Genomic DNA, 12,910 nt, shown 5'->3' with positions numbered 1-12,910 from the left:
TAATTTTTAGTAATAATGCAGAATAAAGGACTCATTAAATTTTTTGCAATTTTATTTGCATTGGTAAGTATTTACCAGCTTTCCTTCACATTTGTTACCAATAATATCGAAGGCAAGGCTAAGGCTTTTGCTGGAGGTGATTCTAAGAAAGAATTGGCTTATTTGGATTCTATTGGTAAGGAGAAAGTGTTTTTAGGTCATACTTTTAATGAAGTAAGAGAAAAACAAATTAACAAAGGTCTTGACCTTGAAGGGGGTATCAACGTAACTCTTCAGATTTCGGTTAAAGACGTGTTGAAAGGATTAGCAAACAATTCAAAAAATCCGGTTTTCAACAAAGCGCTTGCTGAGGCAACAAAAAACAGAGAAGGTAATCAGGATTATTTAGATGCTTTCTTCATTGCTTTTGAGCAAGTATCCAACGGGCAAATCAAATTATCATCACCTGAGATTTTCGCAAACAGAAACTTAAGTGAGATTAATTTCAAAATGTCTGACGCTCAGGTTAAAACCATCATCAGAAGAAAAGTTTCTGAATCTGTAGGGAGTGCTTTTAACGTATTAAGAGAGCGTATCGATAAATTCGGAGTAACTCAGCCAAACATTCAGAAAATTGGCGAGTCTGGAAGAATCTTAGTGGAACTTCCGGGTGCGAAAGATATCGACCGTATTAAGAAATTATTACAAAGTACTGCACAGTTAGAGTTCTGGGAAACTTATAAAGTTGAAGAAATCGGTAACTTCCTTTTAACGGCTAATGAAGCGTTAAAGAAAACTGAAAAACCTGTAGCTGCTGCAAAAGAGGCTGCTGCTGCAAAAACTTCACAAATCGATTCATTATTGACGACAAAAGCTAATGATTCGGCTAAAGCTACAGCTACTGCAAACAACCCATTATTAGGATTGGTTAAAGGTGGTGGTCAGCAAGGTGGTCCGGTATTGGCTTATTTCAGTCCAAGTGATACAGCAAAAGTTAACGGTTATTTAAAAAGAGCGGATATCCGTGCATTATTACCAGCAGACCAGCGTTTTGCGCGTTTTGTTTGGGGTAAAGTAAATCCTAAAACACCTGAAGCTGTTGAGTTGTATGCTTTAAAAACAAACAGAGACGGAGTGCCGCCATTAAGTGGAGGAGTAATCGTTGATGCTTCAGAATCGTTTGACCAAATGGGTAGACCATCTGTTACTATGCAGATGAATGCTACTGGTGCAAGATTATGGGAAGAGTTAACTGGTAAAGCTTTTACACAAAGAAGTAATATTGCTATTGTTTTAGATAATATCGTTTATTCGGCTCCTGGAGTTTCTACAGGACCAATTGCCGGAGGACGTTCTGAGATTTCCGGAGTATTTGATGTTGCAGAAACAAAAGACTTAGCAAACATTTTAAGAGCAGGTAAATTACCGGCTTCTGCAGAAATTGTGCAATCTGAGGTTGTAGGACCATCATTAGGTCAGCAGGCTATTGACAACGGTATAATGTCTTCTGTTGTTGGTTTACTTTTAGTGTGTTTATGGATGATTGTTTACTACGGAAGAGCAGGTTGGTATGCAAACGTGGCTTTGATTGTAAACTTATTGTTCATGTTTGGTATTTTAGCTTCTTTAGGAGCTGTATTAACCTTACCGGGTATTGCTGGTATCGTGTTAACCATGGGTACTGCGGTGGATGCAAATATTATTATTTATGAAAGAGCAAAAGAGGAATTGCGCGCTGGAAAATCACTTTTAGATGCGATTATCTCTTCATATAGCTGGCATGGAGCAATGCGTTCAATCATTGATGCAAACGTTACGCACATTCTTACTGGTTTGATCCTTTTCATCTTCGGAACAGGTCCAATAAAAGGATTCGCAACTACTTTGTTAATTGGTATTTTCACGTCTTTATTTACAGCTATTTTTATTGCAAGAATGTTCTTGGATAAAGATGCGGCTGCAGGTAGAAACATCAATTTTACAACCAATATTTCTAAAAACTGGTTTACAAACTTCCATTTCGACTTTATCGGAGCTAAAAAATGGACGTACATCATTTCTTCTATTGTGGTAATTGGAAGTAGTATTTCATTCTTCGTAAACGGATTGGATGAAGGTGTTGATTTCGTTGGAGGTAGAACATTCCAGGTGAAATTTGAAAAACCGGTTGTTCCGGCTGAAATCGCTGAAGAATTAAGCAAAGAATACGGAGTAAATGTAGAGGTAAAACAATTTGGTAATGCAGATCAAATGCGTATCATCACCAAATACAAAGTTCAGGAGGACGGAGTAGGTGTGGATAAAGAAGTAAATGAGAAATTATACCACGGTTTAAAACACCACTATTCTAACAATATTTCTTACGAAGATTTCATCAATACGGCCGAAGGTAAAACGTTAGGAGTTGTACAGGCAACTAAAGTAAGTGCTACGGTTTCTGAAGATATTAAAACCAACTCGTTCTGGGCGGTTATCGGAGCCATGGCTGTAGTAGGATTGTACTTAGTAATTTCCTTCCGTAAATGGCAGTATTCTCTTGGAGCGATTGCTGCGGTAGCACACGACGTTATCTTTGTATTAGGAACTTACTCACTACTTTACAAATTCATGCCATTCCACATGGAAATGGACCAGCACTTTATCGCTGCGATCCTTACTGTAATTGGATACTCAATGAATGATACCGTTATTGTATTTGACCGTATCCGTGAGTTTATTGCAGGTAAAACAAAAGGTGATTTCAACCAGATTGTAAATGATTCCATTAACACGACGTTATCAAGAACCATCAATACTTCATTAACAATGATTTTAGTATTAGGAATCATGTTCGTGTTCGGTGGTGAGTCGATCAGAGGATTCATCTTCGCGATGTTGATTGGTATCGTTGTAGGTACTTACTCTTCATTATTCTTGGCAACACCAGTATTAGTTGATACTATGCCGGAAGAAGACAAAAAAGAAATTGAACGATTACACCAGGAAGCAAACGCTTAATTGTAATCTTAAATTATAAAAAGTTGCCCCACTTTATGTGGGGCTTTTTTTATGGATCGCTGTTGAAATTGTAAGTAAATATCTATAAAATAATTTGTAGGAATAATTTGTAATTATTAATATTACGGAGTAATAATTTTAACGATAAGTATATGCCATTTACAAATTTTGACAGCCGTCATTTTACAGCAGCAGAGAAAACAAGTATTAACACTACAGTTACAAGTTTAGAATCTGCGCTAAGCCTTAAACTCGCTAATCTTACTGCTCAGGAGCGTCAACAGTACGGGAGCGTTAACGAACAAAACAAATTAATTATTGCCAAAGTGAAAGACTTTAGGGACAGCCAGCCGAACCTGAGTAGCCCGGATGTGGATTGGACGGAATTCCTAAACGATTACGACAGCCGCACCTTTCTGCAAACTACTATTCAGCGTTTGCAAAGCTTAATCGACGGGCTAAACAACGCCAAAATCCTGCACGATTGGGACAATTATCAGGCTGCCTTAACCGATTATGATTTTGCTAAATACAAAGCGACTACGCAAGCGGTAGGGTTTGAAACCAAAGTTGAGGAAGTTGGGCAGTTTTTTACCGGGGGTAACAATCAATCAAGAGCCAATACTACTGCTGCTGCTGAAGCCGAAGAATAATCAGCGTTGAGATGTATTCACTTAACCTGAAAGAATTTGTTTTCTTTCAGGTTTTTTGTTGTTTGACGGGGTTGTTCACGTCTTGAAGTCCATTAGCCACCTTATTTGACGTGGTGGATTACGTTCATTGCCTCACTGACCACGTTTAGAAGTGGATTTACCACCTTACAAGACGTGGTTAACCACGTCTTAAACCCCAGTTACCCCGTTGTATAACGTGGTAGACCACGTTGATAACCTCAATTGCGCGGTTGTGTTAGGTGGTAAGTTACGTTTGGAACCCTATTGATTAGGTTAAGGAACGTGGTTAATGCAGTTTACAACCCCAATAACCCCGTTGTAGGGTGTGGTAAATGCTCTACGGAACCCCAGTAACCCCGTTGTGATAGGTGGTTAATGCTCTTTATAACCCCGAAAGCCACAGTTCATAGTACTTAGGCGGTGTTGTTATTAATTTAATTACGTCGCGTTATGTGATTATTAAAAAGGGTAGTTTCTTTATTTATTTGTGATGTTTGTAAGAATACTACATTTGGTAATTAGGAAGTGTTATCTTTAAGTCGTTAAATTATTCCTATGAAAAAACTTTACTTTTTAATGTTATTACTGTGCTCTTTAACTGCGGTTAACGCACAGATTATTGACATACCGGATGCGAATTTTAAGGCAAGGCTTTTAGCTGCTTCTACTACTTCGAGTATTGCTCTGGACGCATCTGGGGCTTACGTGAAAATTGACACGAACAATGATGGTCAGATTCAGGTTAGTGAAGCTTTGGTAATACACCACTTAAGGGTTGAAAGTGCTGGGATTACTGATATGACTGGGTTAGAGAATTTTGTAAACTTAGAGGAGTTACAATGTCGAAATAATCTGTTATCTTCTTTGGATGTTTCTACTTTAATCAATTTATCATTGTTTAGATGCAATGGTAATCAGTTGATTGCTTTAGATGTTTCAAATTGTGTTAATTTGACAGAATTAGTTTGTTCCAATAATCGACTAAGTACTCTTGATGTTTCTAATTTAAGCAATTTGATAAGGTTGGAATGTGGTTGGAATCAACTTGTCAGTATTGATTTTAATGGAAACACAGATTTAAGCGAATTGCGATGTAATTGGAATAATTTGACTACTTTGAATTTTAGTCAAATTCCTGGCCTTACCTTTTTGAATTGCGATAGTAATCAATTTTCAATTTTGGATGTTTCCAGTTTGACAAGCTTGGAGGTGTTATCATGTAATGATAATCTTTTCCAATCCTTGGATTTAAGCGCTTGTTTAAGTTTAGTTCGGCTTGTAGCGAGTTATAATGCCAATCTGGAGATTCTTAATCTTAAAAATGGACGTTTCCCTTTTTGGGAACCTGGTGAAGGGGATCCACCAGCAACTAATATCATGTTTTCGGACTGCCCCAATATTAGATACGTTTGCGTAGATGAAGAGGGCGTTGCTGATCTTTCAAATAGAATTTATGTTCAATACGGTTATACAGATTGTAATTTGAATTCGTATTGTTCATTTGCCCCGGGAGGAGAATCATTTGTTGTTCAGGGAGCTGTTAGATATGATGAAAATGCTAATGGATGTGATGCTTCGGATAGTGTTTATAAAAATATGCGTTTTTCAACCTTTAACGGAACTGACATGCTTAGTACAATAGCGGACGATTCAGGTAATTATTCGATTCCGCTTCGATCAGGAAGTTATACACTAACACCTGTCATGCAGAATTCGACTTATTTTACAGTTTCTCCTTCACAAGTGGTTATAGACTTTCCTGCTCAGGCAAGTCCGTTGCTTCAAAATTTTTGTGTTGCTGCCAATGGAGTACATCCCGATTTAGAAGTAGTTTTGCTTCCACTAAGTGTCGCAAGACCTGGTTTTGATGCTAACTATAAGATGGTTTTTAAAAACAAAGGAACCAATACCCAATCGGGTTCGGTTAACTTAGCTTTTAATGATGCTGTACTTGATTTTGTTTCTGCTAATCCTGTGCTTTCAAGTCAAACCGTAAACAATTTAACCTGGAACTTTACCAATTTAAAGCCGTTTGAGGCTCGTGAAATTGCAATAGTTTTAAATGTGAATTCTTCAGCAGAAACTCCTGCGGTGAATATGGGAGATGTTTTGAATTATACTGTGGCCATAAATTCTGCCGCTACAGATGAAACGCCAAATGATAATTCTTTTACCCTTAACCAAACCGTTGTAAATTCGTATGATCCCAACGATAAAACCTGTTTAGAAGGCACTACCATCACACCAAGTGAAGTAGGGAAGTATGTGCATTATGTAATCCGTTTTGAAAACACAGGTTCAGCAAATGCTCAGAATATTGTGGTAAAAGATGTGATTGACGCAACGAAATTTGATATCAACTCTTTAGTGCCAATTAACGGAAGCCACAATTATTATACTAAGATTGCCGGCGATAAAGTAGAATTCATTTTCGAAAACATCAATTTACCTTTTGATGACGCTAATAATGATGGATATGTAGCTTTCAAAATCAAGACAAAACCAAGCTTGGTTTTAGGTGATACTTTTAGCAACACGGCAAACATCTATTTCGATTATAACTTCCCAATAGTAACTAATACAGCGACTACAACCATTCAGGTGTTAAGCGCTCAGGATTTTGAATTCGGTCAGTATTTCAGTGTTTATCCTAATCCGGTAAAAGACAAATTGAATATTGAAACCAAGCAAACTATTGAAGTGAGTTCAGTAAGTATTTATAATGCATTAGGTCAAGTGGTTTTGGTGGTTCCGAATACGCAGAATGTTAAGACTGTGGATGTTTCGAGTTTGTCTTCCGGGAATTATTTTATCAAGGTCAATTCAGATAAAGGAGCGGCTAATACGAAGTTTGTTAAGCAATAATTGAAATGCCAATAAAAAAATCCCAACTAAACCAGTTGGGATTTTTTTTATAAGTTATTTGAAACTTATCGTCTCTTTTTTGTTTTAAAAGCATTAGAGATTAAATAAGCTCCTATTGCAATGAAAGGTAGGCTTAGCCATTGTCCGGTAGAGAAAAGGCCGGTATCGTCCCCAAAACCGCCTTGACTTTCTTTAACGAACTCGACAAGGAAACGAATGGTCCACAGCATCACCAAAAACAATCCAAAAAGATAGCCTTGTTTTTCTCTAGCATTTGTTTTCCAGTACAAGTAAAATAAGATTGCAAACACAAAAACATAACCAGCTGCTTCAAAAAGCTGAGCAGGGTATTTAGGGATTACATCAGCTAATAAATTTGCAAATTGAGGATTGGTTTCAATAGCTTTAAATGCCTGATTGGGATCTGCAATTCCTGTTAATTCCATGGCCTCTCTGGCGGTGTATCGGTCGCGAATAAACTGGATTCCCATTGATGAAGTGGTTTCGTTTCCAACAATTTCCGAGTTGAAAAAATTCCCCAAACGCACAAAAATAGCACCACTGGAAACCGGGATCACGATTCGGTCCAGTACCCATAAAATAGGACGGTGAATGATTTTTCGGCTATAATAAAACATTACCAGAATAATGGCAATTGCAGCGCCATGACTGGCTAATCCTGCAAAACCGGTAAATTCAAACTGTGGCTCAAAACGAACAGGTAATAAAATTTCCAGTTTATGGTCTTTAAAGTAGTCCCAATCGTAAAAGAAAACATGTCCTAACCGGGCACCTAAAAGCGTGGCAAAAACGGTATAAATAAACAAAGAATCAAGCTTTTCCAAAGATTCGCCTTCTCTTTCATAAATATGTTTCATGATGTACCAGCCTAGTCCGAAAGCCACAATAAACATTAAACTGTAAAAGCGGATCATGAAAAATCCCAAATCAATACCTTCGGAAGGGTTCCATACAAAATGCAATGCGTGTGTCATAGTGAAAGTTTATTCTTTATTTCGGTAAAAATAATAAATGAAAAATTGTAAGGCTATTAAATAGGGTTAATTTAATCAGAAATTTTAAGGAACCGGGTCGTAACCGCTTCCGCCCCAAGGATGACAGCTTCCGATTCGTTTTATCGCCAGCCACCCACCTTTGAACAACCCGTGTTTTTGTAACGCTTCTACGGTATAGTGCGAACAGGTAGGAGAGTAGCGGCAAACTCCCGGAGTATAGGGGGAAATCGCCACCTGATAAAACCGTACCAGGAAAATAAAAGGGTAAATTACTATTTTTTTTAGCATGGTTTTTAAATAAAAATGATGAAGTGTTGTGCTCCATCATTTTATAGTTTGGTATGAATTATATTGTAAAAGTTGTACCTTCTTTACCGTCTTTTAGCTGAATGCCTAACTCCAGCAGTTTGTCCCGAATTTCGTCTGACAAGCCCCAGTCTTTATTGGCTCTAGCCTCATCTCGCATTCCGATAAGCATGTTAACCACACCATCCAGTTTATCGCTGTTTCCAGCGGCTTCTCTTTCGCTTTGCAATCCCAGAACGTCGAAAACAAAAGCATGAACTGCTTTTTTGAAAAGGTCTAAATCAGTAGTTGTAATGGTTTCTTTTCCTTCTCTTAAAAGGTTGATAAAACGAACAGCTTCAAACAATTGTGCGATCAAAATTGGACTGTTGAAATCGTCGTTCATTGCATCGTAACACGTTTGTTTCCAGCTTGCAATATCTAAAGTTGAAACAGAATTCGGTTCGATGTTCTCTAAATTTCCGATAGCTTCCATTAATCGGTTGTATCCTTTCTCAGAAGCTAAAATAGCATCATCGGAAAAATCCAAAATGCTTCGGTAATGGGCCTGCAAAATAAAGAAACGCGCCACAGAAGGTGAAAACGCCTTACTTAATACCGAATTGGCACCGGTAAAAAGCTCTCTAGGTAAGATGTTGTTACCCGTTGATTTTGCCATTTTCTTTCCGTTTAAAGTAAGCATGTTGGCGTGCATCCAATAATTAACAGGGGTTTCTCCGGTACATGCTTCGTTTTGTGCAATTTCGCATTCATGGTGCGGGAATTTCAAATCCATACCACCACCGTGAATATCGAAATGTTTTCCTAAATATTTGGTACTCATTGCAGTACATTCCAAATGCCATCCAGGGAAACCGTCGCCCCAAGGAGAAGGCCAGCGCATAATGTGTTGTGGCTCGGCGTTTTTCCAAAGCGCAAAATCCAACGAGTTCAATTTGTCGGATTGACCGTCCAGATCCCGGGTGTTGGAAATCATGTCTTCAATGTTACGCCCGCTTAGTTTTCCGTAATTGTGTGCCTGGTTATATTTTGTAACATCAAAATATACCGAACCGTTGGAAACATAAGCATAACCGTTGTCGATAATCTGCTTGATGATTTCAATTTGTTCGATGATGTGGCCCGTTGCGGTTGGTTCGATGCTTGGCGCATGGTTGTTGAGTAATTCCATGATCTGATGAAAATCCACAGAGTATTTCTGGACTACTTCCATCGGTTCAATTTGCTCAACTCTTGCTTTTTTAGCGATCTTGTCTTCTCCTTCATCTTCATCATCCACAATATGGCCTACATCGGTAATATTACGCACATAACGTACCTTGAAGCCTAAATGTTTAAGGTAACGGTACACCAAATCAAAGGAAATGAAAGTTCTACAATTTCCCAAGTGAACATTGCTGTAAACCGTTGGTCCACAAACGTACATTCCCACATGGCCTTCATGGATGGGTTTGAAAAGTTCTTTTTCTCCTGAGAGCGAATTGTAAATCTTTAAATTCTGATTTTGGTATAGGTGCATATAAAATGATTGAAAAATTAAAAGATTGAAAGATTAAAAAAATAAAACTTCAAAATCTCTGTAATTTAGAAAGTTGTGTCCAGTTTGATGTAATCCAGAAACTCGCGACGAACTTTGTCTTCTTTGAATTTTCCACCGAATTCAGCGGTTACTGTACTGCTTTCGATATCGCGGATTCCTCTGGAATTTACGCAAAGGTGTTTTGCATCGATTACGCACGCAACATCATCAGTGTTAAGAACTTTTTGTAATTCCTGAACAATCTGAATAGTTAAACGTTCCTGAACCTGAGGACGTTTCGCGAAATAATCGACAATACGGTTCATTTTGGATAAGCCGACAACAGTTCCGTTGGAAATATAGGCAACGTGTGCACGTCCTACAATAGGTAATAAGTGGTGCTCGCAAGTAGAATAAACCGTGATGTTTTTTTCTACTAGCATTTCACCGTATTTGTATTTGTTTTCAAAAGTGGAAGAACTCGGTTTTTTATGGGGATGAAGCCCTCCGAAAATTTCCTTTACAAACATTTTAGCAACACGGTTTGGAGTTCCTTTTAAACTGTCATCTGTAAGGTCTAAACCTAAAGTCGTAAGAATGTTTTCTACATCTTTTTTTATGGCGCTTATTTTTTCGTCATCAGACATATCGAAAGCATCAGAACGCAAGGGAGTTTGTGCACTTGTACCGATGTGGTTTTCTCCCAATTGATCGTTCAAATCGTCATTATGAATCATTAAATAGTGGATTTTAATGTTAAGAGTAATACTGCAAAGATAATAATTAAAAATTAAAGCATATTGACGATGAATTGTTAATTAAAGAGGTTTAAGTGTAAGTTTTTTTAACGTTTTATTTAACAATTTATAATGTTTTTGTTTTTTTTAACAACTCAAAACGCCAGTGTTTATAGGGGTTTTTGTTATATTTATAATGATTTTTTAATATTTTTCAACATATTTTTTTTATTTTCATAAAGTTTTGCATATTTGTTAATTAACAAAAAATTAATATTTTATTATAAAACAGTGAAAATCCATTTCTCATTTGTTAAGAGGTTTTTTATTGAAAGTAATTAAATATTGAGCTTTTTAATTGGTTTCTAAAATAAATACCAACTATAAAATTCAAAACCAAAAACAACTATGAAAAAACTACTACTACTTGTTTTTACGATGTTTTGTTTGACTGTTTACTCTCAGAGTAAAAATGCCAATTTTACCGTTATTAAAATGGGAAACAAATATTCGAAAAAAGAGATTACTGAAGCATTCCAAAAAGCTGAAATGTGTGGTAATTACTTCCAATCCAAATCGAATGATATCATTTTAGATGACGGCTCGGTTGTCAGACTTTTTTCAAGAAGAGAAATGGTAAATTCTTCTTTAGATGAAAGCTGTTTTCTTACTGATGATATTGAAATTGATAAAAATATAGTATGGTCAATTCTTCCCAATGGGTATATCGCAAAAGGTTATCCTACAGTGAAAAATCTAAAAAAGCAAGTAGCAAATAATAAAAAGTAATAGAATGATGAAATTTTACAAACAATTGTTAGTGTCAGCATTATTAATACTTTTTATTAATAATGCTTATGCTCAACCTTCAAATGATAACTGTTCAAATGCAACAAATTTGGGGACTTTGCCTGCACCAGCTGCGTGTACTGTTTTTCCAACAGAAACGGGATCAACAGTTACTTTAAATAATCAGACTACTGTTGCTGCAACAGGTGCAAGTCCATATTCTTATTTGACCAACTGTTCTGGTGGAGGGAACATGCAAGCTCCTGCGCTAGATGTGTGGTATACATTTGTTGCTTCGGGATCTACTGTGAATGTAACAATTAATGGGTTTCCAAATGCAAGTATTGGAGTTTGGTCAGGAAATAACTGCAACACTTTAAATGGTGTAGCTTGTGGGAATTTGGGAGGAAGTGGTAATGGATCTGTAGTTGTTAATTCTACATCTCCGGGTCAAACCTATTACGTACAAGTTAGTGGGGGTACAACAACTGCTACTGATAATAACTTTTCAATATCAGTCAATAATAGTATAGATTGTGATAACTGTTTGCGAACATCAACTTTGGTTCCTTCGCCTTTACCAGTAAATGGAGCGTATACACCGGGACAGGTTGTTCATTTTTGTTATACTGTTACGGAATGGGAAGATACTAATACGAACTGGTTTCATGGAGTTCAAATTTCTATGGGACCAGGTTGGACTGGTACTATCACAAATGCTACCCCAGCAGCAACTTGTCAGTTTTTGGGTGGAACTTGGGCATTTTTTCCGACAGGTATTGGAGTTGTGAATGGAACCAATTGGGGTACAGGTTTTTATTTTGATAGTGGAGATGTAGGATCGGATCCGAAAAATAATTTTGGTGATGATTGTACTGGAACTGGTCTTAATTGGGAGTTTTGTTTTGATTTAACTGTGAGTTCTGCTTGTGTTTCTGGTCAGGATTTATCGGTAACTATTAATACAAGTGGAGATGGGGAGTCGGGTTCTTGGACAAGTCCTGCTTGTCAGCTAGATCCTCCCAATACATCTACGGCAGTTATGCAGGCTGGGCCTGTCATGACAAGTCCTAGTACAGCGACTGTATGTAGTGGAGGAACTGTCAATATACCTTTAACATCCAATGTTCCTGCAACATATACATGGATTGCCACAAATAATGCGAGTGTAACTGGAGAAAGTACAACATTACAGTCTACAAGCACTTTGTCTAATATATTAGTTAACTCTTCCGGTGTAAATCAGGTAGTTACTTATACTGTAACTCCTACATCGACTCCTGGAGGATGTGCGGGTTCACCACAAACTGTATTGGTTACAGTGACTCCTGCTCCTACAGCTAACGCAGGAACTGATACTAGTGTTTGTTCAGGTGGTTGTGTTAGTTTAAGCGGAACTTCATCTGTTGCGCCTGGAACATTTGCTTCTAATTTTTCAAATTCTACGGTAGTTGCAATTCCCAGTAATAACACGACAGGGGCCAATACGTCGATAACTGCTTCAGGAGCGGTTGCTTCAGCGACTACAATTGGTTCAATTTGTTTTACAATTGATCATTCAAAAGCTGCAGATATTGGAAATAATGGAAATCCTAATGCGATAACCATAACCATGCCTGATGGAACTGTATATAATTCAACGCTGACACCACTTTCCGGATCAGGAGTACAAACTTTTTGTATTCCTCCAGCTGTTTATGCAGGATATACAGGGACGCTTAATGGAACATTTACTTTAAATGTAAAAGATACTCGAGGCGGCGGCGGCGGAACAGGTGATATTACAAATTTAACTGTTGTTTTAAATACAAATAGTATTTCTTGGTCACCTAAAGCCTCAATATCTTCAGGAGTAAATACTCTAACTCCTTCTGTATGCCCTACTGGAAACACAACTTATATATTAACTGTTGTGGCACCGGGTGGATGTGTTATAACTGATACGGTTGATGTTACTGTCGGTTTGCCAACGGCACCGGTAGTAGGAACGATCACTCAGCCAACGTGTACGGTTGCTACGGGAAGTGT

General features: G+C 37.5%; 9 protein-coding genes. 5 read left to right on the top strand and 4 right to left on the bottom strand.

Annotated features, from left to right (window positions below):
- Positions 1 to 15 precede the first annotated feature (15 nt).
- The 3 genes from secDF (at position 16) to LZZ90_RS05665 (ending at position 6,515) form a co-directional block, all read left to right on the top strand.
- On the top strand, positions 16 to 2,976 hold the full coding sequence (gene secDF / locus LZZ90_RS05675; RefSeq protein ID WP_237789724.1) for a protein translocase subunit SecDF: 2,961 nt from the start codon (positions 16 to 18) through the stop codon (positions 2,974 to 2,976).
- A 152-nt stretch (positions 2,977 to 3,128) separates the two neighbouring features.
- Positions 3,129 to 3,629 carry a hypothetical protein gene (locus LZZ90_RS05670; protein WP_237789723.1) on the top strand — a complete coding sequence of 167 codons (501 nt, stop codon included), beginning with the start codon at positions 3,129 to 3,131 and terminating at the stop codon, positions 3,627 to 3,629.
- A 576-nt stretch (positions 3,630 to 4,205) separates the two neighbouring features.
- Positions 4,206 to 6,515 (top strand): T9SS type A sorting domain-containing protein, encoded by a 2,310-nt coding sequence (locus LZZ90_RS05665; protein WP_237789722.1) that lies wholly within the window; start codon positions 4,206 to 4,208, stop codon positions 6,513 to 6,515.
- 65 nt (positions 6,516 to 6,580) lie between these two features.
- On the opposite strand, the gene lgt is transcribed toward LZZ90_RS05665, so the two are convergent.
- From lgt to folE, 4 genes are all read right to left on the bottom strand, one after another.
- A complete protein-coding gene (lgt, locus tag LZZ90_RS05660) occupies positions 6,581 to 7,510 on the bottom strand; it encodes a prolipoprotein diacylglyceryl transferase (RefSeq protein ID WP_237789721.1) in 930 nt (309 codons plus the stop codon).
- Between the two features lie 84 nt (positions 7,511 to 7,594).
- Positions 7,595 to 7,819 (bottom strand): membrane protein insertion efficiency factor YidD, encoded by a 225-nt coding sequence (gene yidD, locus LZZ90_RS05655; RefSeq protein ID WP_237789720.1) that lies wholly within the window; start codon positions 7,817 to 7,819, stop codon positions 7,595 to 7,597.
- 58 nt (positions 7,820 to 7,877) lie between these two features.
- Positions 7,878 to 9,356 carry a cysteine--tRNA ligase gene (gene cysS / locus LZZ90_RS05650; RefSeq protein WP_237789719.1) on the bottom strand — a complete coding sequence of 493 codons (1,479 nt, stop codon included), beginning with the start codon at positions 9,354 to 9,356 and terminating at the stop codon, positions 7,878 to 7,880.
- A gap of 65 nt (positions 9,357 to 9,421) precedes the next feature.
- Complete coding sequence (gene folE / locus LZZ90_RS05645; protein ID WP_237789718.1) at positions 9,422 to 10,093, bottom strand: GTP cyclohydrolase I FolE; 672 nt, start codon at positions 10,091 to 10,093, stop codon at positions 9,422 to 9,424.
- 408 nt (positions 10,094 to 10,501) lie between these two features.
- On the opposite strand from folE, the gene LZZ90_RS05640 reads away from it, so the two are divergent.
- Together LZZ90_RS05640 and LZZ90_RS05635 are read left to right on the top strand one after the other, a co-directional pair.
- Positions 10,502 to 10,882 carry a hypothetical protein gene (locus tag LZZ90_RS05640; protein ID WP_237789717.1) on the top strand — a complete coding sequence of 127 codons (381 nt, stop codon included), beginning with the start codon at positions 10,502 to 10,504 and terminating at the stop codon, positions 10,880 to 10,882.
- A 4-nt stretch (positions 10,883 to 10,886) separates the two neighbouring features.
- Positions 10,887 to 12,910, top strand: a 2,024-nt coding sequence (locus LZZ90_RS05635; RefSeq protein WP_305039213.1) for a PKD-like domain-containing protein, incomplete at its 3' end; no start/stop codon positions are given.

Source organism: Flavobacterium sp. SM15 (genome assembly GCF_022012335.1).
In the GTDB taxonomy this organism is placed as follows: Bacteria; Bacteroidota; Bacteroidia; order Flavobacteriales; family Flavobacteriaceae; genus Flavobacterium.
Note: the sequence above shows the minus strand (reverse complement) of the source record. Positions and strands in the feature narration are given on the sequence as shown.

What these genes read in the sequence shown, in the direction of transcription:
- LZZ90_RS05670 (WP_237789723.1), top strand. Translation starts at nt 3,129, where the DNA reads ATGCCATTTACAAATTTTGACAGCCGTCATTTTACAGCAGCAGAGAAA.
- cysS (WP_237789719.1), bottom strand. Translation starts at nt 9,356, where the DNA reads ATGCACCTATACCAAAATCAGAATTTAAAGATTTACAATTCGCTCTCA.
- secDF (WP_237789724.1), top strand. Translation starts at nt 16, where the DNA reads ATGCAGAATAAAGGACTCATTAAATTTTTTGCAATTTTATTTGCATTG.
- yidD (WP_237789720.1), bottom strand. Translation starts at nt 7,819, where the DNA reads ATGCTAAAAAAAATAGTAATTTACCCTTTTATTTTCCTGGTACGGTTT.
- lgt (WP_237789721.1), bottom strand. Translation starts at nt 7,510, where the DNA reads ATGACACACGCATTGCATTTTGTATGGAACCCTTCCGAAGGTATTGAT.
- folE (WP_237789718.1), bottom strand. Translation starts at nt 10,093, where the DNA reads ATGATTCATAATGACGATTTGAACGATCAATTGGGAGAAAACCACATC.
- LZZ90_RS05640 (WP_237789717.1), top strand. Translation starts at nt 10,502, where the DNA reads ATGAAAAAACTACTACTACTTGTTTTTACGATGTTTTGTTTGACTGTT.
- LZZ90_RS05665 (WP_237789722.1), top strand. Translation starts at nt 4,206, where the DNA reads ATGAAAAAACTTTACTTTTTAATGTTATTACTGTGCTCTTTAACTGCG.